Genomic DNA, 25285 nt, shown 5'->3' with positions numbered 1-25285 from the left:
CCCCTGAGATAGACGTTGTTGTCTGTATGTCTCAGCTCACGATCAAGCTCAGCGACAAGGCGGATGCCCTGCTGGCTCAGCTTCAGAAGGAGATCTTTAATCGCCGCCGCAAGAAGGTGTCCGCCGCAGGGGTGGTGGAAACCCTTGTGGAGAGCGGTGCGAAATCGCAGTCGGATAAGCGCTTCGCTACCTCTTGGAAAAACTTGATCTCCGATATCGAGAAGGCTGCCAAGTTGGCCAATGCTCATGGCAGCAAGCCGGCCAATCTCAGTGATGCCGAGTGGGCCATGGTGCTGAGCCACCGTGCTCGCTCTTCCAAGCCCGCGGCCAAGCCAGCTGTTAAGGCTGCACCAGCCCGTAAAGCCCCAGCCCGCAAGGCGGCGACCACGGCGAAGGCCAAGCCGAAGCCCGCTAAGCCGGCCCGTAATCCCGTGAAGAAAACAGCCGTGAAGGCCACTGCTGCCAAGGCCAAGCCGGCTGCTGGCTCATCAACGGCACGGCGCATGGCTAAGGCCGTGAGCCGTCTGGGCGCTTCAGCTCCTGCGGCGCCCGGTAGCAATGGGGTGACTCAGCTCACCACTGTGAGCTGAGCCCGCATTGACCCTGTTGCCGCAGCAGGTGATCGGCGAGGACTAAAGCCACCATGGCTTCCACCATCGGCACGGCCCGCGGCAGCACGCAGGGGTCGTGCCGGCCTTTGGCTTCCAGGGTGGTGGCTGCACCGCTGGCGTTGATTGTTTGCTGGGCCTTGCGGATCGTGGCGGTGGGCTTGAACGCCACTCGGATCACGATCGCTTCGCCGTTGCTGATACCGCCCTGAATGCCGCCGGAGTTGTTGGTGGCGGTGTGCAGCGTGCCATCGGCTGTAGGCAGAAAGGCATCGTTGTGTTCGCTGCCTTTCTGAAGGGTTCCAGCAAAGCCTGAGCCGATCTCAAAGCCTTTGGTGGCGGGAAGCGACATCACCGCTTTGGCCAGATCGGCCTCCAGCTTGTCGAACACCGGCATGCCCAGTCCCGCCGGTATGCCCCGCACCACACATTCGATCACGCCACCGCAGGAATCGCCTTCGCGGCCAATCGCCTCAATGCGCTCGATCATCTGCTCGGCCATGGCGGTGTCGGGGCAGCGCACGATGTTGCTTTCCACGGCCTTCAGGCTCACCGTGCTCGGATCGATCGAGGCTTCGAGCGTGTGAATGCGTTTCACCCAGGCAATCACTTCGGTGCCATGGGCCTTGGCGAGCAGTTGCTTGGCGATGGCGCCGGCCGCCACGCGGCCAATCGTTTCCCGGGCGGAGGCACGCCCGCCGCCGCTGCGGGCCTGAATCCCGTATTTGGCCTGATATGTGGCATCGGCGTGGGAGGGACGGAAGGCCACCTCCATTTCCTTGTAGTCCTGTGGACGCTGATCTTTGTTGCGCACCACCATCGCGATCGGGGTGCCGAGGGTGACCCCATCGAGCAGGCCGCTGAGGATCTCCACCCGGTCGTCTTCCTTGCGCGGAGTGGTGATCTTGCTCTGCCCTGGTTTGCGGCGATCGAGTTCTGCCTGGATCGCGTTCAGATCGAGGGTCAACCGGGGCGGACACCCCTCCACAATGACGCCCACACCACCGCCGTGTGATTCACCGAAGGTGCTGATGCGGAAGAGGTCGCCGAAGCTGCTGCCCATGAGCTGAGTGCGCTGGAGCGAGCCTACAAACCAGGGCTTGGAGCAGGGTTGAGCACTGTTGTGGGAAGGCCCACGGCGCCTGCGTATACCACCACAATCACGGCCGGCTGAGGGCCAAGGCTTTTGCCGTGATGCACACGATTTACCAGTTCGATCAGCGCATCACCCGCAGAGAGCAGGAGCGTTTCACCTCGCTCGGTCACCACTTCAAGCCTGCCTTGCAGCAAGACACCGGCATTGATCACCGGGTGATGGTGATTGGGCAGGCTGACCCCGGCAGGAATCGTGATCCGCAACACCGTCACCTCGGGCTGCCCGCTGGGATAGCGAGGCAGTTGTCCGCCCGTCCAGTCTTGGCTGCTGCGCGCCAAGGTTTCCACCTGTACCCCTCGGGCCGCACCGCCATGCCCATCGTCGTCCGCCCGGGCGGGCATCACAGGCCCAGCGATGCTCACCCCCAGGCTGATCAGCCCGAGACTGGTGATGGCGTTTTTAAGCATGAGCATGGATGTGCTGCTGAGTTCTCTCTAGGTTCGTATCCAGCTATCGATGTTTGGTGAGACAGCAGGAGCGCGCCGCTCTCATCATGCAGCGGCTTGAGGAGCAGTACCCCATCACACCGGTTCCACTTGATCACAGCGATCCCTTCACGCTGCTGATTGCGGTTCTGCTCAGTGCTCAGTGCACCGATAAAAAGGTGAATGAGGTTACGCCTGCGTTGTTTGCTGCAGGGTCCACGCCTCAGGCGATGGCGGCACTGCCGGAGGCCACGATCCTGGGCCATATCCGGCAGCTTGGTTTGGCCAAAACCAAGGCGCGCAATGTGAGGCGCTTGGCTGAGTTGCTACTGGAGCGCCATGGCGGCGAGGTTCCGGCCAGTTTTCATGCGTTGGAAGCGTTGCCAGGCGTGGGGCATAAAACGGCCTCCGTTGTGATGGCCCAGGCCTTCGGAGTGCCGGCCTTTCCCGTGGATACACACATCCACCGGCTTGCTCAGCGTTGGGGGTTGAGCAGTGGAGTAAGCGTCAAGCGTACAGAAACGGATCTGAAGCGTTTGTTTCCGAAGTCAGCCTGGAATAAGCTCCATCTTCAGATCATCTTCTATGGTCGAGAGTTTTGCACAGCTCGTGGTTGTGATGGTACGTGTTGTCCTCTCTGTCGCGAGTTGTTCCCAAAACGCCGAAGCCCTGTGATTTTGCAAAAGCCATGAGTAATATCCAAGTGTTTTATCCTCATTCGGCATGCTTATGATTGTGCCGATCATGTCTGTCCTTCATTTCGTATAAGTAATGTGAAGTCGTGGTCTGTTGATTGTCGAGTGCCTCTGTCATTCACACAGTCATGGCGGGAGGCTTGGTTTATGGTTGAGCCTTTCTAGCCGGTTCCTGGGTCTTGCTATAGGAGATTATTTCTTGCTTGTTCTGAATTAAGCGGCGGCGTGGTGCTTCCCCCGAAGCGCGGGTGCTTTGGGCCTTTTGCTTCAGGTGGGCTCAATACCTCTCCTCCAGATGATGAATGGAATAATCGTGCACATCATCAAGACCCCGTATACCGCTGAGGGTAGGCTAAGGCTATTGATTTGCGAGTCGGCCAAATTGGGCCCAATCAAGGAACCCACTACAATGCCAATTGTTCCATTCTGAAAGCCGGCTTCCACTGCCAGTGCTGTTGATTGTGCTCTGGGCATTCTTAGTAGGGCGCCGATAGATAGGCCAAGGCTAAGCATCAGAATATTCAGGCTCAGCAGCGTGGGGCCAAGGTTTGAAAGATTTGCCGTAAAGACAGCCCACTGGCTGACTAGTGTGCCGGCCACAATGAGCGCAAACAGGAGGTTGGCTGTTAATCCTGCTCGCCGTTCCCAGCGGCATGTGAATTCAGGTGCCTGTCGTGCAATCCATACTCCTGCCAGTACCGGTGCAGTGCTCAACGCAAAAACCTTGAGACTCAGAGGCAATATCGACAGCTCTAGGCTTTTTTCTGGCAAAAGTAAGGGAGCGGTAATCCCGAGGACTACAGGCATGGTTGCTGCAGTCAGCAGGCTTGCCAGGGCTGTGTAAGAAACGGACAGCGCCACATCACCTCGTGATAGTCGAGTCATCACGTTCGAAGTGATGCCGCCCGGGCAGCAGCTGAGAATCATGACGCCTAGGGCTAGCTCTCCCTTGAGGCCTGTGACATTCAACAGGCCGAAAGCTATTAACGGGAGCAATATGATCTGGGCGACGATTCCTGCGATCAGCGCTTTGGGGCGTCGAATTGCTCGTGTGAAGTCGCCTGGCGTAAGGGACAGGCCGAGCGTCAGCATTATGAATGCGAGGCCTGCGGATAGGACTAGCTCGACCATGTTGCTGTTTCTCGTCGTGAGGCTAGATGTCTAGTACAACAAAAAGCCCCCGCTTACGCGGGGGCCTTTCGATTCAACCTTGGTTGAATCTCGTTGAGGTTCAACCTCAGCCGATGGCAGGTGCAGTCAGTGCCACGGGGGTGGCTTCTGCAGCAGCCAGGTCGAGGGGGAAGTTGTGAGCGTTGCGCTCGTGCATCACTTCCATACCCAGACCTGCACGGTTCAGCACGTCAGCCCAGGTGTTCAGAACACGGCCCTGGGAATCCAGGATGGACTGGTTGAAGTTGAAACCGTTCAGGTTGAAGGCCATCGTGCTCACGCCCAGGGCGGTGAACCAGATGCCGACCACAGGCCAGGCAGCCAGGAAGAAGTGCAGGCTGCGGCTGTTGTTGAAGGAGGCGTATTGGAAGATCAGGCGACCGAAGTAACCGTGGGCAGCCACGATGTTGTAGGTCTCTTCCTCTTGGCCGAACTTGTAGCCGTAGTTCTGGCTCTCGCTCTCGGTGGTTTCACGCACCAGGGAGGAGGTCACCAGCGAACCGTGCATGGCGGAGAACAGGGAGCCACCGAACACACCAGCCACACCAAGCATGTGGAAGGGGTGCATCAGGATGTTGTGCTCAGCCTGGAACACCAGCATGTAGTTGAAGGTGCCGGAGATACCCAGGGGCATGGCGTCCGAGAAGGAGCCCTGACCGAAGGGATACACCAGGAACACAGCAGAGGCAGCAGCCACGGGTGCGCTATAAGCAACGCAGATCCAGGGGCGCATACCCAGGCGGTAGGAGAGTTCCCACTCACGACCCATGTAGGCGTAGATGCCGATGAGGAAGTGGAAAACAACCAGCTGGAAAGGACCGCCGTTGTACAGCCACTCGTCGAGGCTGGCGGCTTCCCAAATGGGATAGAAGTGAAGGCCGATGGCGTTGCTGCTGGGGATCACAGCGCCGGAGATGATGTTGTTGCCATACATCAGGCTGCCGGCCACAGGCTCACGGATGCCGTCGATGTCGACGGGGGGAGCTGCGATGAAAGCAACGATGAAGCAGATGGTGGCTGCCAGCAGGCAGGGGATCATCAGAACGCCGAACCAACCCACATAGAGGCGGTTGTCGGTGCTGGTGACCCACTCGCAGAACTGGTTCCACGCAGAAGCGCCTTGGCGCTGCTGGAGAGTGGTGGTCATGAGTACGGGATACGTAATGCTCAGCGGCAAGGCCCGAAATCGGACCCGCTGTCGAGCGGGAAGGAAGGACAGGGCGGTAACCCGTCCTGCCAAACTCCAATGTAACGGATGTTTGCGCCGTGTGACGCGCTCTTAAGGTGCAGCCTTCCACCAGCGGTGCTTATCTCAGGGATTAGCGGAGCTTGTGGGTTCAGTGGCAGTGCGGGGTGTGATCACCTGGAGCCCCAGCGTCACGCTGGTTCCCACCCGCGGCTGCTTTAACGCTTGCACCTACTGCAGCTTCCGGCTTCCGGTGGATCGCGCGCCGGTGCTCTTGTTGGCTGAGGCCAGCGCTCAACTGGAGGCGCGTCCTGCGGCCGCGGAGGTGCTGCTCCTCAGTGGTGAAGTGGCGCCAGGTGCGCCGCAGCGTGCGGCTTGGTTTGGCCATCTGCGAGCTCTCAGCGCTTTGGCCCTGCGCCACGGCCGCTTGCCGCACACCAATGCTGGCCCTCTCTCTGCGCGAGAGATGGTTGCCCTGGCCAGGCTCAATCCCTCCATGGGGCTGATGCTCGAGGGATTGGGGCCGGCCTACGAGGCGCTTCATGGCCGGGCCCCGAGCAAGAGCCCTGAGGTGCGGCTAGCTCAGCTGGAGCAGGCCGGGCGTTTGGGTGTTCCCTTCACCACAGGTTTGTTGCTGGGGGTGGGTGAAACCATGGCTGAGCGCGAACGAGCTCTGCATGTGCTCGCCGCTCTACAGCGGCGCTGGGGCCATCTCCAGGAGGTGATCCTCCAGCCCTGGCGCCCCGATGGTGACACCGCTCAGCATTTGAAACCCTCCGAGCAGCAGGAGCTTTTGGCCACCATCGCCATGGCGCGGCAGCTGTTGCCCGCAGAGGTGCATCTGCAGACGCCACCCAACCTCTGGCCGATCGAGCGGTTGCCCCAAGCGCTGGAGGCCGGGATCAGTGATCTGGGCGGGATTGATGTTCACGATGTGATCAACCCGGCTTATCCCCAACCCCCTGTCGCTGAGCTTCGGCAGCGGTTGCAGCATCGAGGCTGGGAGCTTGAGGCCCGCACCTGCGTGCACCGTGCCTGGTGGTCCTGGCTGCCTGGAGCCTTGCGGCGCCGCGTGGAGCGGGGTGCGCGCTTGTTAGCGTCCGCATCGGCTCAGGCCAACGCGACCCACCTCTGACTCACTGTGCGACACGCCTCCCAGGAGGATCAGCGGGTGCTGCTGGTGCGCCTGCCCTGTAATCCCATCTTTCCGATCGGTCCGGTTTACCTGGCCGATCACATCCACAAACTGTTTCCGCAGATCGAGCAGCAGATCCTCGATCTAGCTGCGGTGCCGTTGTTGGACGTGGAGGCGGTGCTCAAACAGCAGATCGAACGCTTTCAGCCCACGTTGTTGGTGTTCTCCTGGCGCGATATCCAGATCTATGCGCCCGTGGACGGGCGCGGTGGCAATCCACTGCAGAACTCCTTTGAGGTGTTCTATGCCCGTAACCCCATCAAGCGCCTACGTGGCGCTTTCGGCGGTCTGCGGCTGATGGCCTCGTTTTACGGCGAGCTCTGGCGCAATTTGCGGCTGGTGCGCCGCGGGCTGCGGACGGCCCGTCGCTTCCAGCCCCGCGCCACGGCCGTGCTTGGAGGTGGCGCCGTGAGTGTGTTCTACGAGCAGTTGGGCCGCAAGCTCCCCCGCGGAACGGTGGTCTCGGTGGGGGAAGGCGAGCCGCTGCTCGAGAAGATGATCCGCGGTGAATCGCTGGCGGCTGAGCGCTGCTTCCTCGCTGGTGCAGAGCCCAGGCCTGGGCTGATCCACGAGCAGCCGGCGGGTATGGAGAAAACTGCCTGCGATTACGGCTACATCGCCTCGATTTGGCCGCAGCTGGATTGGTATCTCGATGGCGGCGACTTTTACGTGGGCGTGCAAACCAAACGCGGTTGCCCCCATAACTGCTGCTACTGCGTTTACACCGTGGTGGAAGGCAAAGCGGTGCGCGTGAACCCCGTGGAGGAGGTGATCGCCGAGATGCGTCAGCTCTATGCCAAGGGCGTGCGCGGCTTCTGGTTCACCGATGCCCAGTTCATCCCCGCACGCCGTTACATCGACGATGCCAAGCAGCTGTTGCGAGCCATTCAGGCTCAGGGATGGAGCGATATTCGCTGGGCTGCCTACATCCGCGCCGACAACCTCGACGCCGAGTTGGCGGAGTTAATGGTGGCCACCGGGATGGACTACTTCGAGATCGGCATCACCTCCGGCTCCCAGGAGCTCGTGCGCAAGATGCGTATGGGCTACAACCTGCGCACCGTGCTCGACAACTGCCGTTTGCTAGCTCGGGCGGGCTTCCGCGAACACGTGTCGGTGAACTACTCGTTCAACGTGATCGACGAACGACCGGAGACGATCCGCCAGACCGTGGCTTATCACCGTGAGCTCGAGCGGATCTTTGGGGCGGACAAGGTGGAGCCGGCGATCTTCTTCATCGGCCTGCAGCCCCACACCCACCTTGAGCAGTACGGCTTCGATCAAGGCCTGATCAAGCCGGGCTACAACCCGATGAGCATGCTCCCGTGGACAGCCCGCCAGCTGCTGTGGAATCCCGAGCCGATGGGCAGCACTTTTGGTCGTATCTGCCTGGAGGCGTTCGAGCGCAACCCAGCTGATTTTGGCCGCACGGTGATGGACCTGCTCGAGCGCGATTACGGCTTGGCTCCCTTGGAGGAGGCGTTGCATGCACCGGTGGAGGGGCGCCGCGCCCTGGCCACCGCCAGCCGTTGAACTAGCTCATAGGCAGGTGCAGTTCTGCCTGTAGGCCGCCGAGGGCTGAGCGTTGCAAAGCCAACCGGCCGCCATGGAGTTGGCAGCAGCGCTCCACGATCGTGAGTCCCACCCCGGACCGCTTGCGCTGCTGACGGTCGTCGGCGGGGGCAATGCGCGGCATGCCCAGCAGATTGGCGCTGCTCAGACCGGAGCCACTGTCTTCCACCTGCAAAATCACGGTTGATTTCTGTTGGTGGGCGGCCAGACGGATTGGTGCGCGGCCGTAGCGGATGGCGTTATCGATCAGGTTCTGCAGGGCCCGCTCAATCAGGCTCTGGTCGAGCCGCACCAGCAGACGCGGCACGGCCAGCTCGATCGGTTGCTGCGGGTAGCTGGCAGCCACCCGTTCACACAGTTCATCAAGCGCGCTCAGCCGAGGTTGGAACGGCTCGATCTGCTCTCCGGCTGCTTCCTGCAATAGATGGGTGAGGCTCATCAGCCGGTCGATCTCGACCCGCAGGTGCGGTAGCGCTTCGCTCATCACCGCGGGGCGGTTGGGTTGATCTTCGAGCCGCTCCACCCGCATCGAGAGCCGCGTCAGCGGGCTACCCAGATCATGGGCCAGACCCTGCAAAAAAACGTCGCCTCGACTCGTGCTGTTGGTTGAGCTGCTCCAGCACGCGGTTGATGCGGACGCTTAGCTCCCGCATGGCAGCCATGCCCCCCTCAGGCACCAGCTCCAGCTCACCCGAAGGGATCGCAGGGAGCTGCTTGAGCAACCGCTGAATCGGCCGCTGCAGTTGCCACTGCAGGAAGAGCGCCACACCGCTGCTGCCGCCAAGCAACAGGCTCCCGATCCGGATCGCCGGCCAGAACCACGGCAGGGCTGTGCCCGGATTGGCATACACCCAAAACCGATCGTTCACCGAGAGCCAGTAGCCCCCCAGCCAGTTGCGTTGGTTTGGGGGCTCGCGACGCAGCTCACCGGTGAGGCCTTCATCGCGCAGGCTGCGTTGCAGTGCCGCAGCCTGTTGGTTGTTGGCCGGTTGGCTCAGCGGTGGCGGGGCGGCGGCCGCCCAGATCCGTAGCGCTCGGTTGTGGGATCGGCTGGCGGGCTTCCCCTCCAGTTGGAGCGCCTGGCGGATGAGGCTGAGGCTGATCGCTTGGGTGGTGGTGGGTTGGAGCAGGGAGGGCACAACCAGGCTGAGCAAGGCGAAGCAGGCGCCCCAGGCACCGCCCACACACAGCAAGAGCCGCAACCCATCGCGACCAGAAAAACCTCGGAATCGATCGCTCCCAACGCCCATCAGCTCAGGTGTGGGGGTCTGACTGCACCTCGGCATTGAGGCGGTAGCCGCGGCCACGAACCGCCTCGATCATGCGGCCACTGCCGCGTTTGCAGCTGTTGAGCAGTTTGCGCAGCTTGGAGATGCGCACGTCGATGCTGCGGCTGTTGGTGGCATCCACCAGGCTGCCGGTCGCCTGGCAAAGCTGTTCTCGCTCAAAGGCGATCCCAGGCGAGAGGCAGAAGAAACTGAGCAGCGAGGCATCGCCGCGGCTGAGGGTGTTCACCACGCCGGTGGGGCCTTGCAGCTCCAGCCGGCCTGGATCAAACAGCAAGGTGTTGATGCGGAAGATCTGCTCGGGAGGCCGTTGCGGTGTGAGTTCGCGGCGGTAGTCGAGCAAGCGCTCCAGCCGCAGCTGCAATTCGCGCCAGAGGAAGGGTTTGGCCATGTAGTCGTCGGCTCCGGTTTCCAGCCCCTCGATGCGTTCATCAGCGGTGCCAAGGGCTGAGAGCATCAGCACAGGAAAGCGGTGTCCCTGGCCCCGCAGGCGTTCGAGCAGGTGGGTGCCGTTCTGGCCAGGCAGCAGGCGATCGAGCACCAGCACATGGGGCATCTCTTCGCGCAGCGCCTCATCAAGAGACGCGCCGTTTTCAAAGCCGCGGGGCTGCCAACCGCAATCGTTGAAGCGCTCCTGCAGCAGGGCCAGCAAATCACGGTCATCGTCAACCACCCAGACGCGGGCATCGGGATGGCTTGAGCCTGGCGTTGGCGTCGTGACTGCTCCCGTCATGGTGTGGAGGCGCTGCTGGACACATTCCACCAAGGCTGACGGATCAAGAGCAACAGCACCAGCCCCAACCAGCCAACAAGCCCGCCGATGGGATTGTCGGGGCCCATCAGCCAGGTCGGCGCCTCAGGTTGGATCGCCACCAAGCCTTGATGGAGCACAAACCAACCGGCCACCAGGCCACCATGCAGGCCGATGGCCCCCCAGAGCACGCCACCATCAGCGCGGCGCTGTAGGCCTAGGGCCAGCCCCAACAGCAACAGACCGATCAGCAACCCCAAGAGCTCCAGAGGGGGAAGGTTGAAGCGGGTGTGCACCAGGCTGAACAACGCCGCCTGCAGCCACAGCGCCCGTTGCTGGCCGATCAGCAGCGTGAGCTCACCCATCAGCCAGCCGCGGAACAGGAGTTCTTCGGCAAAGCCCACTCCCAGCCCTAGGGCTAAAGCATTGAGCAATAGGCCTGGGCTAATCCGGGGCATCCAGCTCAGCTGTCTGGCCATGGTTAGGGCCACGATCACCAGTGCCAGTAGCACAACAGCCTTGAGTGCACCGCGCACCAACGCTTTGAGGAGCTGCGCGGCGGGCGCGGCAACACCAAGGGCTCGCCAAGGGTTTGGTTCGCCCCAGCAGCGTTGCAGCCGCGGCGGCAGGCTGAATAGGAGTGCGGCCACCGCTGGCACGGCCGCCAGGCTGGCCTCAAGGCCAGCTGGGGCACCCAACCACCGCAGCAGCAGTTGACAGCCCAGAAACACGGCCACCAGTGCCGCCGGGTAGAGCAGCGTGCCCCACCAGTGCAGGCGAGGCATCAGGTTTCCGGTTCGATCGTGCTGCTGAGCCCCTTGGCTTTCAGCGTTTCGCTGTAAAACTCAGCCGGCTCGATATCGCACACGATCACCAATCCAACCCCGGTGTTGTGGGTCTCGAGCATCACGGCGATGGCGTCCTGCTCGCTGAGCGAGGGCACCACCTGTCGCAGGGTGCTCACCACGTATTCCATGGTGTTTACCGGGTCGTTGTGCAGCAGCACCTTGTAGCGGGGGGAGGGCTTGCGCACCCGCTCCGGGGCCTTTTCCATCACGGCGGCCCCACCGCTTTCACGGCCGGGCGACTGAGTGGCGGTGAAAGCGGTTCCGCAGGGGGTGGATCGGCTCATCCTGTCCAGCTCCGGCATCACGAGTGCGGACTTTAGGCAGAGGCTCAGGCGGCAGCGGCCGACGGAGCGAGAGCGGCCTGGATGCGGCGCATCGCTTCGAGCACGTTCTCGCGGCTGTTGAACGCCGAGAGGCGGAAGTAGCCCTCGCCGGCGGCGCCAAAGCCGCTGCCGGGGGTTCCCACCACGTTGGCCTGGCTGAGCAGTAGATCGAAGAAACCCCAGGAGTCGACCCCTTCAGGGGTTTTGATCCACACATAGGGAGCCTGCTCACCGCCGTAGATCTGCAGCCCAGCGGCGCTGAGCTCGCGGCGGATGATCGCGGCGTTCTCCATGTAGAAGGCGATCAGCGCCTTCACCTGGGCCTGGCCTTCAGGTGAATACACCGCTTCGGCACCGCGCTGCACGATGTAGCTCACGCCGTTGAACTTGGTGCACTGGCGGCGGTTCCAGAGGGTCCACAGCTCCACCTGTTCGCCATTGGCGGCGGTGCCCATCAGGCCCCGTGGCACCACGGTGAGGGCGCAGCGGGTGCCGGTGAAGCCGGCGTTTTTGGAGAAGGAGCGGAATTCGATGGCGCACTCGCGGGCGCCTTCGATCTCATAGATCGAGTGGGGCAGCGAGGGGTCCTGAATGAAGGCCTCATAGGCGGCATCGAACAGGATCAGGGCGCCGTTGGCACGGGCGTAATCCACCCAGGCCGTGAGCTGCTCCTTGCTGGCCACCGCACCGGTGGGGTTATTGGGGAAGCAGAGGTAGATCAGATCCACCTTCTCGCTCGGGATCTGGGCGGTGAAGTGGTTGGTGGCGTTGATGGGCAGATAGGTGAGCCCGCCGTACTGGCCGGCGTCATCGGCATCACCCGTGCGGCCGGCCATCACGTTGCTGTCCACATACACCGGATACACCGGGTCGGTGACGGCGATGCGGTTGCCTTCGCCCAGGATGTCGAGGATGTTGGCGCTGTCGCACTTAGAGCCGTCGGAGACGAAGATCTCATCGGCGCTGATCTGGCAGCCGCGGGCCTGGAAATCGTGCTGGGCGATTGCCTCACGCAGCCAGAGGTAGCCCTGCTCGGGGCCATAGCCGTGGAAGCCTTCGCGGGTGCCCATTTCATCGATGGCGGCCTTCATCGCGTTGCGGCAGGCTGCCGGCAGGGGCTCGGTCACATCGCCGATGCCGAGGCGAATGATCGGGGCGTTGGGGTTCGCTTCGCTGAAGGCCTTCACCCGCCGTGCGATCTCGGGGAAGAGATAGCCCGCCTTGAGCTTGAGGTAATTGCCGTTGACCTGGGCCATGTCGCATGCGGGCCGCGCGGGCCCCGGGGTACTGGGCGCGATTGTCCTATGCGGTGGTGGCTGCCTGGTCGTGCATACGATCGAAGTAGCGCTGCCGCCACCACCGTGACTGTTGCTCCAGCTCAGCCGGTGGATTTCGAGTCCCTGGTCGATCGCACCATCGCCAAGCCGGGCCGCTATCTCGGCAATGAGCTCGGCGTGCAGCCCCGCGACTGGGATCAGGCCTGGGCGGCCGCAGGCGTGCGCTGGGCGCTCACTTACCCCGAGGTTTACGAGGTCGGCTCCAGCAACACCGGCCACGTCATTCTCTATTCAATTCTCAACAGCGTTCCAGGTCAGCTGTGTGATCGCAGCTATCTGCCCGGCCCGGATCTGGCGGAGCGGCTGCGCTCCCGCGGCGAGGCCCTGTTTGCGGTGGAGAGCCGCCGGCCGCTGCCCGCCTTCGACATCCTCGGTTTTTCGCTCAGCTACGAGCTCGGTGCCACCAATATCCTCGCGATGCTGGAGCTGGCTCAGGTGCCGCTCCGTGCAGCCGACCGCGGCGATCTGCCCCTGGCCGATCCGGCGGCGCCGCCGCTGATTTTTGCCGGCGGTCCTACGGCCACCAGCAACCCCGAGCCCTTCGCGGCCTTCTTCGACTTCGTGGTGCTGGGGGATGGCGAGGAGGTGCTGCCGGAGATCGGCCTGGTGGTGGCGGAGGCCAAGGCCGCTGGCTTAAGTCGGCGGCAGCTGCTGATCGATCTGGCTCAAGTGCCAGGCGTGTATGTGCCAGCCCTTTACGGCCCGGCCGCTGATGGTGTGACTCAGGTGCCGCTGTTGCCTGGGGTGCCGGCGCGCGTGCTGCGGCGTACCGCCACGCCCATGCCCCACTACGCCATGGGGCTGGTGCCCCACATCGAAACGGTGCACGACCGGCTCACCGTGGAGATTCGCCGCGGCTGCACCCGCGGTTGTCGCTTCTGCCAGCCCGGAATGCTCACCCGCCCCGCTCGCGATGTGGAGCCCGAAGCGGTGATCGAGGCGATCGAAACCGGCATGGAGCGCACCGGCTACTCCGATTTCTCGTTGCTCTCGCTGAGCTGCTCGGATTACCTCGCCTTGCCGGCCGTAGGGGTAGAGCTGCGCAACCGCCTCGCTGATAAGAACGTGAGCCTCACGCTGCCAAGCCAGCGGGTGGATCGCTTCGACGAGAACATCGCCCACATCCTGGGGGGCACCCGTAAGGCGGGCCTCACCTTCGCGCCCGAGGCCGGTACCCAGCGCCTGCGCGACATCGTGAACAAGGGGCTCACCGACGCGGAGCTGTTGCGCGGCATCCGCACCGCCATGGAGAGCGGCTACCGCAAGGTGAAGCTCTATTTCATGATCGGCCTGCCGGGGGAAACCGATGCGGATGTGATCGGCATCGCCGACACCTGCCGCTCGTTGCAGCAGCAATGCCGCGATCTGGGGCGGCTCGAGCTCAACCTCACGATCAGCAATTTCACCCCCAAGCCGCATACGCCTTTTCAGTGGCACAGCGTGAGCACGGCGGAATTCCAGCGCCGCCAGCAGTTGCTGCGCGATGAGCTGCGGCGGATGCGTGGCATCAAAACCAACTACACCGACATCCGTCTCTCGGCGATGGAGGACTTTGTGGGCCGCGGCGATCGCCGCTTGGCGCCGGTGATCGAAGCCGCTTGGCGCGCCGGTGCCGGCCTTGATGCCTGGTTTGAGGCGGCGGATCGCACCTATGAAGCCTGGACCTCCGCCATTGAGGCCGCTGGCCTCGGGGGGCGCTACCGCGACCTGGAAATGGGGGAGTGGAGTGCAGCAGAAGGGATGGACCCCGACGATCTGGCTGCCTTCTGCAGCCAACCGCTGCCCTGGGATCACATCGATTCCGGTGTGGAGAAAACCTGGTTGGCAGAGGATCTGCGTCAGGCCCTGGCCGCGGCCGTGGTGCCGGATTGCTCGTTTGAGGGCTGCAGCAGCTGCGGGGTGTGTGGCCCCGAGTTGGGCCACAACGTGGTGGTGCCGCCGCCGCCGATTCCGGAGCAGCGGCCCCAGCGGGCGCCGGCCAGTGAACGGGTTGCGAGGCTGCGCTTCCGCTTCAGCAAAACAGGCTCCATGGCCCTGCTCAGCCATCTCGATCTGGTGCGGCTGATGGAGCGGGCCCTGCGCCGCAGCGCACTGCCGGTGAGTTTCACCGGCGGTTTCCATCCGCTGCCGCGGGTGCAGTTCGCCCTTGCCCTGCCGCTTGGGGCCGAGGCCGATGGCGAATGGATGGATATCGAATTCACCCGTGAACTTGATGCGGTTGAGGTTTTGCAGCAGCTCCAGCCTCAGCTGCCCGAGGGGTTTGCCTTGTTGCAGGTCGAGCCGGTGGAGGTGTTTGGCGCGAGCCTGTCGCAGGAGCTGGTGGGTGCCCGTTGGCAGCTGCACTTGCGGCCGATTGCTGGCGCTCCCGAGACGGTGGCGCCTCCGCTAGCGGCCTGGCAGGCGGCGACCACGGATCTGTTGGCCAGTGATACATGGACTTGGCACGACACCGATAAGAAGGGGCGGCCGCGGCAGCGTGACTGCAGGCCCTTTCTGGAGAGTCTGGCGGTGAGCTCGGTGGCGGCAGACGTCGTGATGGTTCGCTACAGCGCTGTTGTTGATCCGGCCGGCCGCAGCCTGAGGCCGGAGCAGCTGCAGCACTGGTTCAGCCAGGCTTTGGATCTGCAGTTGGAGATGGTGAGCCTTCGGCGCGAATCACTGCAGCTGCGGCAGGGCGCTAACGCTTGAAAACGCCCGTGCTAACTTCAGTTCATCGGTAGAACCAGGCGCAAGCTCGGCTAACTAGCCCGGCATCATCGCTTGGTCCCGCAGCAGTTTTCTCGAACCTCTCTTCCTGAAACCTGCCCTAGCGGCACCGTTCAGACGGGTTCCGATCAGATCAGGACTCCGCAAGCACCGGGCCCTAGGCCCAATCACGATCGAGGCCATTGGCCTGCCGCCGTTGTCATACCCGGCGTTTCAACTGAGTTTTTCCAGCACTGCTGCTCCCTTCCGGTTCCCGCATCGGCGATGTGGGTTAGCCCGACTGGATCAGGCGTGCGGCGCTGAGCGCCTCTTCATGTCTCTGTTCCTGGCCTGCTTCCCGCTGGCCCTCTCCTGACCTTCCATGCCTCAGCAGATCGTCATCGCCGAGCAGCTGCGCATCGCCGCGGTGCTCACCGATGATCGTGTTGATGAACTGGTGGTGGCCCAGGGCCGCTATCAGATCGGCGATGTGTATCTCGGTACCGTTGAAAACGTGTTGCCGGGCATCGATGCCGCTTTCGTGAATATCGGCGAAGGCGAGAAAAACGGCTTCATTCACGTCACCGATCTCGGCCCGCTGCGCCTCAAGAAAGGCACCCTCGGCATCACTGAGCTGCTCGAGCCCCGCCAGAAGGTGCTGGTGCAGGTGATGAAGGAGCCCACCGGCACCAAGGGACCGCGCCTTACTGGCAATCTCGCCCTGCCCGGGCGTTTTCTGATCCTGCAGCCCCACGGGCAGGGGGTGAATATCTCCCGCCGGATCAATGCCGAAAGCGAACGGAATCGTCTGCGTGCCCTCGGTGTGCTGATCAAGCCCCCTGGTGCGGGGCTGTTGATTCGCACCGAAGCGGAAGGGGTCAGCGAAGACTTGCTCATCGACGACCTCGAAGCGCTGCTGCGCCAGTGGGAAGCGATTCAGACCGCAGCGGAAACCGCCACGCCGCCGGTTCTGCTCAATCGCGATGAAGACTTTATTCATCGCATCCTGCGCGACCACTCCACCTTGGATGTGGCACGCATCGTGCTCGACAGCCCTGATGGTGTTGGCAGGGTCAATGCCTTCCTTGGGGCTGATCAAAGCCAGGTGGTGGTGGAGCAGCACCTGGATTCCACGGAGATCCTGGAAGCCTTCAAGGTGAATGCCGCGATCCACGACGCCCTCAAGCCGCGCGTGGATCTGCCCTCCGGCGGCTACGTGATCATCGAGCCCACTGAGGCGCTCACGGTGATCGACGTGAACTCGGGTTCCTTCACCCGCTCCGCTAACGCACGGGAAACCGTGCTGTGGACCAACTATGAGGCCGCCACTGAAATTGCCCGTCAGCTGAAGCTGCGCAACATCGGCGGCGTGGTGATCATCGACTTCATTGATATGGAGTCGCGTCGCGATCAACTGCAACTGCTGGAGCACTTCACCGCAGCGATTCGCCCGGATTCCGCACGCCCCCAGATCGCCCAGATCAGCGAATTGGGTCTGGTGGAGCTCACCCGTAAGCGCCAAGGCCAGAACATCTACGAACTGTTTGGACGGGCTTGTCCCAGCTGCGGTGGGCTTGGCCACGTGGCTGTGCTGCCTGGCAAGGACAGCCTGCAGCCCCTGGCAGCAGCTCCTGGCCTGGTGCGCTCGGCTGCTTCGGCTCGCGCTGAGGTGCTGAGCCCTGCAGCGGCTGAATCCAGTGGTGGTCGCCGCCGCCGTGGTGGCCGCGGTGCGCGCGGCGCGGCTGACGCTCCAGAGTTGATCAGCCTCGATGACACCACTACCGCTGGCCTATCCCATGAGGCGGCCACCACGCCGGCAGAACCCAGCTCACGCCGCCCAGAGCCGCAGCTTGTGGCTGTGCCGATGGATGCCGAGCAGGAATTGGTCTACGGCTGGCTTGGCCTGAATCCCACGTTGCTGTTGGATCCTGTGCCGGCGGCCGACAATCTGGTGGTGCGCGTGGTTCGTCCTGGGGAAGACGCTGAAGCGGTGCTGGAGGAGGCCCGTCAGCAGCTGGCAGCCTCCGGCCCTCGCCGCCGGCGCAGGGGACGCGGCGCCAATGGTGCCTCCAGCCCAGCTCCTGCAAATGGCCACGGTGCTTCGGCTGAACGGGACACGGCGACCCTGCCGGTCACGGTGGAGATCACGCCGCTGCCGGTGGAAACCTTCCCCACTGTGCCGGTGCTGCCCGATAGCGGCCTAGAGCTCGGTGTTGCCTCTGCAGAACCTGCCGCTGAAGCCTCCAATGGCCGCCGTGTGCGCAGCCGCCGGCGTAACGATGCTCCCGCTGTGGGCGCTGCCGCTGTGGCTGTAATGCCTGCCGTTGAGGAGCCTGCGGCTAACGCCGAAGCCGCCGAAGACGACACCGGCGAGCCCCGCCGCCGCCGCCGCCGCTCCTCAGCGACCGAGTGAGCGATCAGGGCCGGCGCTGCATCGCCGGTGTGGATGAAGTGGGCCGTGGCTGCTGGTTTGGACCGGTGTTTGCCGGTGCAGTGATCCTTCCACCTGACGCCCACCCCAGCCTTGCTGCAGCTGGTCTTACCGACAGCAAGAAGCTCACGGCCCGCCGCCGAGCCCAGTTGGTGCCCCTGATCCAGCAGCAGGCCCGCGCCTGGGCATTGGGCCAGGCCTCAGCGCGTGAGATCGATCGCTTCGGCATCCGCGCAGCCACCGAACGGGCCATGCTGCGGGCGTTGCAGAAGTTGGCAGCTCCGCTGCCTGAGCTGGTGCTGGTAGACGGGGTGTTAGCGCTGCGCCTTTGGAGCGGCCCGCAACAGACCGTGGTGCGCGGCGATTGTGAACACCTAGAGATTGCTGCGGCCAGCGTGCTCGCCAAACAAGCTCGTGATGCCCTGATCACCCGCCTGGCGGTGAGCTACCCCGCCTATGGCCTCGAGCGTCACGCTGGCTATGGCACAGCCGTGCACCGCCAGGCGCTGCTGGACCACGGCCCAACACCTCTGCACAGGCGCTCGTTTCTACGGAAGGTGTTGCCCGCTTAGCGGCCGACTGGCGCCAGGCACCAGGCCTCGAAATCGTCGAGTAGCTGCTGCTGCACCCTGGTTTTGATGCCCAGCAGGATGCCCGCGAGCAGTGAGCGGCCGGTGGCCTCGAGCATCTTGACCGGGATCAGCTTCAGCAGGCTTGGCTGGCTCACGCTCACCGCCAGGGCAGCCTCGCCATGGACCCCCTGGTCGCTGGCTTCCAGCCAGGATTCAAGGCTGAGCTGGAAATCATCCACGATGCCGAGCCCTTCGAGCTCACAATCCACCGCTTCAAGCTCGATGCGGTTGGCATGGCGGCGTGCCACCAGTTCCACCACCGGTTGGATCTGGAGCTGAAACACCTGCAGCCGGGTCACGGTATAGCGATAGCGACCTTCTCCCAGCTTCTCGAGCTGGCTGGGATCAAGCAGGGCTCCGATCAATCGCTCCTCGTCGTCGAGGTAGGCCGGCAGTTGATCCGCATGCTGCTTCACCGACAGCTGCAAGGCTTGGCTGGCGCTGAAGGCCAGGGGCATTGCTCAACGGCCGGGGCGCCATGATCCTATCCAGCACAGCCTGCTCCGCCTGTATGCGCATCGCATTTCTTGGTCCAGTCGGTACCTATGGCGAGCAAGCGGCGCTGCGGCTGTGTGAGCTCGAGGCCATCGCAGCACCACAATTGCTGCCTCAGGTGGGCATCCGCGCTGTGGTGAAGGCCCTGGCGGAAGGACGCTGCGACGCCGCGGTGGTTCCGGTGGAGAACTCTGTGGAAGGCGGGGTGACCGCGTGTATGGATGCCCTTTGGGCGCACCCTGAGCTGCGGGTGGGACGGGCTTTGGTTTTGCCGATCCGCCATGCCCTGCTGGGTAGTGGCCCGCTGGAAGGGGTGAGCGAGGTTCTCTCCCATCCCCAGGCGCTGGCCCAGTGCAGCCAATGGCTGGGCGACAACTTGCCCAGCGCGCTGCAACTTCCCACGAGTTCCACCGCGGATGCGGCGCGGATGGTGGCGGGTAGCCGCTTCCGTGCCGCCGTGGCGTCGTTGCAGGCTGCCGAGGAGCACGGCCTTGAGGTGCTGGCCTACCCGATCAACGATGTGGTGGGTAACAGCACCCGCTTTCTGCTGCTGCGCCAGGGGGAGCGCAGCCTCAATGGGCCCATGGCCAGCTTGGCCTTTTCGCTGCATGCGAACCAGCCCGGTGCCCTTTTGGAGGCCCTCACCTGCTTTGCCCACCGCCAGCTCAACATGACGCGCATCGAATCGCGGCCCTCCAAGCGGGAGATGGGCGAATACATTTTCTTTGTGGACCTGGAGCTGCCCAGTGGGCAAGAGCCGTTGCTCCAGGCTCTCGATCAGCTCAGGCCGCTATGCGAGCACCTGGCGGTGTTTGGGGCATACCCGATCACCCAACTCGATCAGGCTTAGGCAGGCTTCTTGGCTCTGAACACACCGAACTGCATCATTCCGGTGGCGAAACCCCAGTGCATCAGCAGCAGGGTGGGAGTTTCGCGTAAGCCCATCAGTACCGCCTTGGGGCCCAGGCCCAACACAGTTGCGGGGCGTCGGATCCCCTCCAGAACTGAATCGATCCATGAGGGCAGCGTTTCGCGGCTCCAGTCGTCGACCTCCACGCGCAGGGGAGATGGGCCCTGAGCACCCCAGCGGCTTTGTTCGAGGTTGCGTTGAAAACCGGGAATGCTGGCGAATTCCGGGTGTGCCCACTGCACCAGTAATTGGTGCATCACCCAGCGCTCCAGGCCATTGAGTGGGCGAACACCCGGATCACGGCGATTCCAGTCGGCTACGGCTAATCGGCCGCCTGGCTTGAGCACCCGCAGTAATTCATCCGCGTAGCGCTGTTTATCCGGCATGTGGGGACCGGCTTCCACACTCCACACGGCATCGAAGCCGGCGTCCGGCAGATCAAGATCGAGAGCATCCATCACGGCGAAGCGGCAGCTCAAGCCTGCGGGCGTGAGCTCTTGGGCACGGCGGATCTGGCCTGGGCTGATGCTGATGCCGAGCACATCGAGGCCGTAGTCACGGGCGAGGATGCGTGCGCTGCCGCCGATGCCGCAGCCCACATCGAGCACGCGGCTGCCAGGGGGTAATTGATCGAGCCCACTCCAGCGCACCAGTTCGTGCACGAAATCTTCCTTGGCGCGGCGGAAATCCCGGCGCCGCGGCGGGGTGCCGTAGTGGCCCAGGTGCACGTGCTCGCCCCAGAGGCGCTCCAACAACCGGTCGTCGGTCCAGCGGTCGTAGGCATCAGCCACGCTGGCCGTGCTCTCAAAGGCGCGATCACGCCACGACCACACCAGTAATCCGACCAACAGAGCTCCCGCCAGCACGGCAGCAGCGAGCATCAAACCTCCCGCCAGCGGCGAGAGCACAGCAATGAAGTGCATGGAGGAATCAGCGCTCCTCGCCGGCGCTGGAATCGTTCAGATCGCGAAAGGTGTCTTGCAGCACGGTGCGCGCCGCAAGCTGACGCCGGGTTTCATCGAGTAGGTCGAATTCCTGGCGCAGACGCTCGTGGGTGTCGGTGATTTCCAGCAAAGTTTGTTGTTGATCGGCCACCGGACCGCCCAGGTGGGATCCGATCCAAAAGGACAGCTCTCGCGGCAGATCGGGCAGGTCGGTAGGGAGGCTGGTGGGCTTACCCATCAGTTTGCCGGTGAGTTCCACCACATCACGCAGGGCCTTTTCCACCTCTGTGGAGAGGGTGCTGAGCTCATCCTGGCTCTGGGGGTCGTCGTCTTCAATCCAGCTCACGAGGCCCACCTTGAATGGTGCCTCCCGCACCACCTCGAGCACGCGAAAGCGTTGCTGGCCCAGGGTCACGATGTTGCTGCGGTCGTCCGACTGGGTCTGGCACTGGAGGATCTCCGCGCAGCAACCCACATCGGCCATCCGGCCTTCCTGAGGGTCCCAGCGCACCACCCCAAATCGCCGATCGGTGTCGAGCACGGTGCGCAGCATCATCCGATAGCGCGGCTCGAAGATGTGCAGAGGCAGCACTTCCTGCGGAAACAGCACCACATCCGGCAACGGGAACAGTGGCAGCTCGCGCACAGCCAGTTGCGTCACGTGGCAGAACGTCGTGGTGGAGTGAATCCTAGGCAGAGGTGCCGGACGGCGGGGCTGGGTGAGCCGGCCATGAAAAAGCCCGCCAACGGGCGGGCCAGGTGCTGATCTCTCGGTGAGTCAGCGGATCAGAGCTTCACCTCGATGTCGACGCCGCTGGGGAGATCCAGCTTCATCAGCGCATCGATGGTTTTAGCCGAAGGGCTGTAGATATCAATGATGCGGCGGTGGGTGCGGGTCTCGAAGTGTTCACGGGAGTCCTTGTCCACGTGGGGCGAGCGCAGTACGCAATAGATCTTGCGCTTGGTGGGCAGGGGAATCGGACCGATCGCGGTTGCAGCGGTGTGATCGGCCGTTTCGATGATTTTTTCGCAGGACAGATCCAGCATGCGGCGATCAAACGCCTTCAGGCGGATGCGGATCTTCTGCTGTGCGATAGCGGTGGACATGGATGAGACGGGAGAGGTCAGCGAGGCAAAGCACTCGATGGGCTCGAGACTGCCAGGGAATTAGAGCTCGATTGTCGAGGTGCGGAAAGGAAGGAGAGAAGATCCCGAAGGTAGCTCTCCTTCCCGAAACCTAGATCATGGCCGGAGCCAGATCAGGATCATTCGATGATCTTGGACACCACGCCGGCACCGATGGTGCGGCCGCCTTCGCGGATAGCGAAGCGCATGCCCTGCTCGATGGCCACGGGGCAGATCAGCTCACCGGTCATCTTGATGCGGTCACCGGGCATCACCATTTCCACGTTGGAACCGTCGTCCGCGGTGAAGGCAGTGATCTGGCCAGTCACATCGGTGGTACGGATGTAGAACTGCGGGCGGTAGCCGGCAAAGAAGGGGGTGTGGCGGCCGCCTTCTTCCTTCTTCAACACGTACACCTCACCCTCAAACTTGGTGTGGGGCTTGATGGAGTTGGGCTTCACGAGCACCATGCCGCGCTCGATGTCTTCCTTCTGAACGCCACGCAGGAGAAGACCCACGTTGTCGCCAGCCATGCCCTCGTCGAGCAGCTTGCGGAACATCTCCACGCCGGTGACGGTGGTTTCGCGGGTGTCTTTGATGCCCACGATCTGCACGGTCTCGCCCACCTTCACCTTTCCGCGCTCGATACGGCCGGTGGCCACGGTGCCACGACCGGTGATCGAGAACACGTCTTCAACAGCCATCAGGAAGGGCTTGTCGATTTCGCGCTCGGGCTCGGGGATGCCGCTGTCAACGGCTTCCATCAGTTCGGTGATCTTGGCTTCCCATTCGGCATCACCCTCAAGGGCCTTCAGGCCGGACACCTTGATCACGGGGATGTCGTCACCGGGGAAGTCGTAGCTGCTCAGCAGCTCACGAATCTCCAGTTCGACCAGCTCGAGGATTTCCTCGTCGTCCACCATGTCGCACTTGTTCAGTGCAACCACCAGAGCCGGCACGCCCACCTGCTTGGCCAGCAGGATGTGCTCCTTGGTTTGAGCCATCGGGCCGTCAGTGGCTGCGCACACCAGGATGGCGCCATCCATCTGGGCCGCACCGGTGATCATGTTCTTCACATAGTCCGCGTGGCCGGGGCAGTCCACGTGGGCGTAGTGACGACCGTCGGTCTCGTATTCAACGTGGGCGGTGTTGATGGTGATACCGCGCTCACGCTCTTCGGGAGCACCGTCGATCTGGTCGTAAGCCTGGGCTTTTGCCTGACCCTTCTTGGCCAGCACGTTGGTGATGGCGGCAGTGAGGGTGGTTTTGCCGTGGTCAACGTGGCCGATTGTGCCGATGTTGACGTGGGGCTTATTCCTTTCGAACTTCTCGCGAGCCATGGTGGTAAAGAATCGGGGGGTGAATGGGTATGGGGAAGATCAGGAATTGCCCTGATTCTTGGAGATGATGGCTTCTGCCACATTGCGAGGAATTTCCTCGTAATGGCTGAATTCCATCGAGAAAATACCCCGACCCTGGGTCATGGATCGGAGCTGGGTGGCGTAGCCGAACATCTCGGCCAGAGGCACCTTGGCCTGGACCTTGGACTGACCATCGTCGATGGACTGCCCTTCAACCTGGCCGCGACGGGAGGAGAGGTCGCCGATGACGGAACCGAGGTAGTCCTCGGGCACCTCCACCTCAACCTTCATCATCGGCTCAAGGAGTACAGGATTGCACTTCTTGACGCCGTCCTTGAAGGCCATGGAGCCAGCGATCTTGAACGCCATCTCCGACGAGTCCACATCATGGTAAGACCCGTCGACCATGGTGACTTTCACATCGATCATCGGGAACCCTGCAATCACGCCGGACTGGCAGGTTTCCTTCATGCCGGCTTCGGCCGGACCGATGTACTCCTTGGGCACAATACCGCCAACAATTTTGTTGACGAACTCGAACCCGGAGCCAGGTTCGCCGGGCTCCATTTCGATCACCACGTGGCCGTACTGGCCCTTGCCGCCGGTTTGGCGTGCAAACTTGCCTTCACCTTTGGCGCTGCCGCGGATGGTTTCGCGATACGACACCTGAGGAGCACCAATGTTGGCCTCCACCTTGAATTCGCGCAGCATCCGGTCCACCAGGATTTCCAGGTGGAGTTCGCCCATGCCGGCGATCACGGTTTGGCTGGTTTCAGGATCCGTGCGAACCCGGAAGGTGGGATCTTCCTCTGACAGTGACTGAAGGGCCTTGGACAGCTTCTCCATGTCGCCTTTGGTCTTGGGCTCAACAGCCACCGAGATCACAGGTTCGGGGATGTAGAGCGACTCCAGGACGATCGGGTCGGTATCCACGCACAGGGTGTCGCCTGTGGTGGTGTCCTTCAGGCCAAGCACGGCGCCGAGGTCGCCGGCGCGCAGTGCGTCAACTTCCTCACGGTCGTCAGCCTTAAGCACGATCAGCCGAGAGATGCGCTCCTTCTTGTCCTTGGTGGAGTTGAGGACATAGCTGCCCTTCTGCAGGACACCGGAGTAGATGCGAACAAAGGTGAGCTTGCCGAAGGGATCGGCCATCACCTTGAACGCCAGGGCGCTGAAGGGTGCGCTGTCGTCGGCGGGACGCACAGCTTCCTCGCCATTGGGTAGTAGGCCCTGGATCGGGGGCACATCCACGGGAGCGGGAAGGTAATCGACCACGGCATCCAGCAGCAGCTGAACACCTTTGTTTTTGAAGGCGGAACCACAGAGCATGGGAACCAGGCCATGCTTCAGCACGCCTTCGCGGATGCCTTTACGCAGTTCCTCTTCGCTGAGTTCACCTTCTTCCAGGAACTTTTCGATGAGGGCTTCATCAGTTTCGGCGACAGCCTCCATTAGATAGGCGCGCCATTCGGCAGCCTCATCGGCCATGGAGGCCGGGATTTCGGTCTCCTCGATGTCTTTGCCGAGCTCATCTTTGTAGATGAAGGCGCGGTTCTTCACCAGATCGACGATGCCGCTGAGTTCGCCTTCCGCACCGATCGGCAGCTGGATGGGAGCGGCCTTGGCCTTGAGGCGATCTTTAATCTGCCCATGCACCTTGAGGAAGTCAGCGCCGGTGCGGTCCATCTTGTTGACGAACACCATGCGGGGAACGCTGTAGCGATCCGCTTGGCGCCACACCGTCTCCGACTGAGGCTGCACACCACCCACCGCGCAGAACACGGCGATCACACCATCGAGCACCCGCATGGAACGCTCCACCTCAATGGTGAAGTCCACGTGGCCTGGAGTATCAATGATGTTGATACGGTGGTCTTTCCAGCTGGTGGAAATCGCCGCAGCGGTAATGGTGATGCCGCGCTCGCGCTCCTGTGCCATCCAGTCGGTCACGGCGGCGCCGTCATGCACCTCGCCGATCTTGTGCACAACACCCGAATAGAACAAGATCCGTTCGGTTGTTGTGGTCTTACCGGCATCGATGTGTGCCGCGATACCAATATTTCGTACGCGTTCTAGGGGATAGGCGCGAGCCACGGGGCAGGTCTCCGGAGGGGGGGATCGACAAAAAAGTGGGCGTCACTCTACAAGTC

General features: G+C 62.8%; 24 protein-coding genes. 8 read left to right on the top strand and 16 right to left on the bottom strand.

Translation table 11 applies throughout. The features are described from left to right. The first annotated feature begins 26 nt into the window (after nt 1-26). On the top strand, nt 27-590 hold the full coding sequence (locus KJJ24_RS10100) for a hypothetical protein (protein ID WP_214338460.1): 564 nt from the start codon (nt 27-29) through the stop codon (nt 588-590). Here the strand turns inward: KJJ24_RS10100 and aroC are convergent. Together aroC and KJJ24_RS10090 are read right to left on the bottom strand one after the other, a co-directional pair. Next, on the bottom strand, nt 574-1671 hold the full coding sequence (gene aroC, locus KJJ24_RS10095; protein WP_214338458.1) for a chorismate synthase: 1098 nt from the start codon (nt 1669-1671) through the stop codon (nt 574-576). The genes KJJ24_RS10100 and aroC overlap by 17 nt on opposite strands. A 23-nt stretch (nt 1672-1694) precedes the next feature. After that, a complete protein-coding gene (locus KJJ24_RS10090; RefSeq protein ID WP_250544615.1) occupies nt 1695-2177 on the bottom strand; it encodes a cupin domain-containing protein in 483 nt (160 codons plus the stop codon). 50 nt (nt 2178-2227) lie between these two features. Between KJJ24_RS10090 and nth the strand changes: the two genes are divergently transcribed. Further along, a complete protein-coding gene (nth, locus tag KJJ24_RS10085; RefSeq protein ID WP_214338456.1) occupies nt 2228-2881 on the top strand; it encodes an endonuclease III in 654 nt (217 codons plus the stop codon). 270 nt (nt 2882-3151) lie between these two features. On the opposite strand, the gene KJJ24_RS10080 is transcribed toward nth, so the two are convergent. Together KJJ24_RS10080 and psbA are read right to left on the bottom strand one after the other, a co-directional pair. Continuing rightward, nucleotides 3152-3976 (bottom strand): bile acid:sodium symporter, encoded by an 825-nt coding sequence (locus KJJ24_RS10080; RefSeq protein WP_250544613.1) that lies wholly within the window; start codon nt 3974-3976, stop codon nt 3152-3154. Between the two features lie 145 nt (nt 3977-4121). Continuing rightward, nucleotides 4122-5201, bottom strand: a complete 1080-nt coding sequence (gene psbA / locus KJJ24_RS10075; protein WP_214338452.1) for a photosystem II q(b) protein — start codon at nt 5199-5201, stop codon at nt 4122-4124. A 184-nt stretch (nt 5202-5385) separates the two neighbouring features. Here psbA and cofG point away from each other — a divergent pair, with 184 nt between their 5' ends. Continuing rightward, the gene (gene cofG, locus KJJ24_RS10070; RefSeq protein ID WP_250544611.1) at nt 5386-6375 is read left to right on the top strand and encodes a 7,8-didemethyl-8-hydroxy-5-deazariboflavin synthase subunit CofG; all 990 of its coding nucleotides are present in this window, start codon (nt 5386-5388) and stop codon (nt 6373-6375) included. 6 nt (nt 6376-6381) lie between these two features. Next, nucleotides 6382-7968 carry a photosystem II high light acclimation radical SAM protein gene (locus KJJ24_RS10065; protein WP_214338450.1) on the top strand — a complete coding sequence of 529 codons (1587 nt, stop codon included), beginning with the start codon at nt 6382-6384 and terminating at the stop codon, nt 7966-7968. A 1-nt stretch (nt 7969) separates the two neighbouring features. Here the strand turns inward: KJJ24_RS10065 and KJJ24_RS10060 are convergent, their stop codons facing one another. From KJJ24_RS10060 to KJJ24_RS10035, 6 genes are read right to left on the bottom strand one after another with little or no spacing between them, the layout of a single operon-like run. Beyond that, nucleotides 7970-8536: a sensor histidine kinase KdpD gene (locus KJJ24_RS10060; protein ID WP_214338448.1), complete on the bottom strand. Its 567-nt coding sequence runs from the start codon at nt 8534-8536 to the stop codon at nt 7970-7972. 28 nt (nt 8537-8564) lie between these two features. Then, entirely contained in the window at nt 8565-9257 is a 693-nt protein-coding gene (locus KJJ24_RS10055) for a hypothetical protein (protein WP_214338447.1), read from the bottom strand. A 4-nt stretch (nt 9258-9261) separates the two neighbouring features. Next, nucleotides 9262-9966 carry a response regulator transcription factor gene (locus KJJ24_RS10050; protein WP_214338446.1) on the bottom strand — a complete coding sequence of 235 codons (705 nt, stop codon included), beginning with the start codon at nt 9964-9966 and terminating at the stop codon, nt 9262-9264. A 56-nt stretch (nt 9967-10022) separates the two neighbouring features. After that, complete coding sequence (locus tag KJJ24_RS10045; RefSeq protein ID WP_214338445.1) at nt 10023-10829, bottom strand: CPBP family intramembrane glutamic endopeptidase; 807 nt, start codon at nt 10827-10829, stop codon at nt 10023-10025. Further along, complete coding sequence (gene clpS, locus KJJ24_RS10040) at nt 10829-11176, bottom strand: ATP-dependent Clp protease adapter ClpS (protein ID WP_250544609.1); 348 nt, start codon at nt 11174-11176, stop codon at nt 10829-10831. The genes KJJ24_RS10045 and clpS overlap by 1 nt, the downstream gene beginning before the upstream one ends. A 44-nt stretch (nt 11177-11220) precedes the next feature. Then, the gene (locus KJJ24_RS10035; RefSeq protein WP_214338443.1) at nt 11221-12471 is read right to left on the bottom strand and encodes an LL-diaminopimelate aminotransferase; all 1251 of its coding nucleotides are present in this window, start codon (nt 12469-12471) and stop codon (nt 11221-11223) included. Between the two features lie 105 nt (nt 12472-12576). Here KJJ24_RS10035 and KJJ24_RS10030 point away from each other — a divergent pair, with 105 nt between their 5' ends. The 3 genes from KJJ24_RS10030 to KJJ24_RS10020 all read left to right on the top strand — a co-directional run bounded on the left by KJJ24_RS10030 (nt 12577) and on the right by KJJ24_RS10020 (nt 18240). Next, entirely contained in the window at nt 12577-15240 is a 2664-nt protein-coding gene (locus KJJ24_RS10030) for a TIGR03960 family B12-binding radical SAM protein (protein WP_214338442.1), read from the top strand. Nucleotides 15241-15619: 379 nt separating this feature from the next. Next, on the top strand, nt 15620-17650 hold the full coding sequence (locus KJJ24_RS10025; protein ID WP_214338440.1) for an Rne/Rng family ribonuclease: 2031 nt from the start codon (nt 15620-15622) through the stop codon (nt 17648-17650). Then, nucleotides 17647-18240, top strand: a complete 594-nt coding sequence (locus KJJ24_RS10020) for a ribonuclease HII (protein WP_214338438.1) — start codon at nt 17647-17649, stop codon at nt 18238-18240. Before KJJ24_RS10025 ends, KJJ24_RS10020 begins: the two co-directional genes overlap by 4 nt. On the opposite strand, the gene KJJ24_RS10015 is transcribed toward KJJ24_RS10020, so the two are convergent. Next, nucleotides 18237-18758 (bottom strand): DUF1997 domain-containing protein, encoded by a 522-nt coding sequence (locus KJJ24_RS10015; RefSeq protein WP_214338436.1) that lies wholly within the window; start codon nt 18756-18758, stop codon nt 18237-18239. The genes KJJ24_RS10020 and KJJ24_RS10015 overlap by 4 nt on opposite strands. Nucleotides 18759-18811: 53 nt before the next feature. Between KJJ24_RS10015 and pheA the strand changes: the two genes are divergently transcribed. Next, entirely contained in the window at nt 18812-19645 is an 834-nt protein-coding gene (gene pheA / locus KJJ24_RS10010) for a prephenate dehydratase (protein ID WP_214338434.1), read from the top strand. Here pheA and KJJ24_RS10005 read toward each other — a convergent pair. The 5 genes from KJJ24_RS10005 to fusA form a co-directional block, all read right to left on the bottom strand. Continuing rightward, a complete protein-coding gene (locus KJJ24_RS10005; RefSeq protein WP_371811720.1) occupies nt 19642-20628 on the bottom strand; it encodes a methyltransferase domain-containing protein in 987 nt (328 codons plus the stop codon). The genes pheA and KJJ24_RS10005 overlap by 4 nt on opposite strands. Nucleotides 20629-20635: 7 nt before the next feature. Continuing rightward, the gene (locus KJJ24_RS10000; protein ID WP_214338432.1) at nt 20636-21310 is read right to left on the bottom strand and encodes an LON peptidase substrate-binding domain-containing protein; all 675 of its coding nucleotides are present in this window, start codon (nt 21308-21310) and stop codon (nt 20636-20638) included. Between the two features lie 125 nt (nt 21311-21435). After that, nucleotides 21436-21756, bottom strand: a complete 321-nt coding sequence (gene rpsJ / locus KJJ24_RS09995) for a 30S ribosomal protein S10 (protein WP_006910513.1) — start codon at nt 21754-21756, stop codon at nt 21436-21438. 158 nt (nt 21757-21914) lie between these two features. Beyond that, nucleotides 21915-23114 (bottom strand): elongation factor Tu, encoded by a 1200-nt coding sequence (gene tuf / locus KJJ24_RS09990; RefSeq protein WP_214338430.1) that lies wholly within the window; start codon nt 23112-23114, stop codon nt 21915-21917. Between the two features lie 39 nt (nt 23115-23153). Further along, the gene (fusA, locus tag KJJ24_RS09985) at nt 23154-25229 is read right to left on the bottom strand and encodes an elongation factor G (protein ID WP_214338429.1); all 2076 of its coding nucleotides are present in this window, start codon (nt 25227-25229) and stop codon (nt 23154-23156) included. Nucleotides 25230-25285 lie beyond the last annotated feature (56 nt).

The sequence above is a fragment of the Synechococcus sp. LA31 genome (assembly GCF_018502385.1).
Taxonomy (GTDB): Bacteria; Cyanobacteriota; Cyanobacteriia; order PCC-6307; family Cyanobiaceae; genus Vulcanococcus.
The sequence above is the reverse complement of the archived record's forward strand: the minus strand, read 5'-3'. Positions and strand labels throughout refer to the sequence as shown.